1 protein-coding gene is annotated in these 537 nt (G+C 28.7%); it reads left to right on the top strand.

Annotated elements, in window-relative coordinates; genetic code table 11:
- Positions 1 to 537 (top strand): tyrosine-type recombinase/integrase (locus ACF91D_RS31585; RefSeq protein ID WP_392438671.1); only part of this gene is annotated, 537 nt, incomplete at both ends.

Raw genomic sequence — 537 nt, forward strand, 5'->3', positions numbered from 1 at the left:
CATTAACACGAAATATGTATCAACAATTTATAAATGAATTTTCTAAAACACACTCAAAAGAAACAATAAGAAAACTAAATGGATATATCAGATCATCATTAGACGATGCTGTTTATGAAGGATTACTACCTAAGAATATTACTTATAAGGTCACATTTAAAGGGTCTAATCCTCCAAAAGATGAACAAAGCAAGTATATTAACCTAGTAGAATACGAAACACTTAAAAAATATTTCAAATCACAAAATAATCGTTCATCCCTCGCTCTATTTATAATGATTTGTACGGGCTGTCGAATAAGTGGTGTTTTAAATATGAAGTATGAATACATTAACCAAGTAAAAAATGAATTATTTATAGATGAACGTAAAAATGATGTGTCACCTCGTACTTTAACAATCGCTAAAGATGATATGAAACACATCATTGAAATGATTGAAAAACTCAAACTAAATACCAAAGGATTACTATTTAATTCTTTTGGGACTACACTTACTATTAACGCAGTTAACAAGCAACTAAAACAGGCATGTAAGT

It is taken from the genome of Staphylococcus sp. 231237_7MaSpsaltlick (assembly GCF_043107035.1).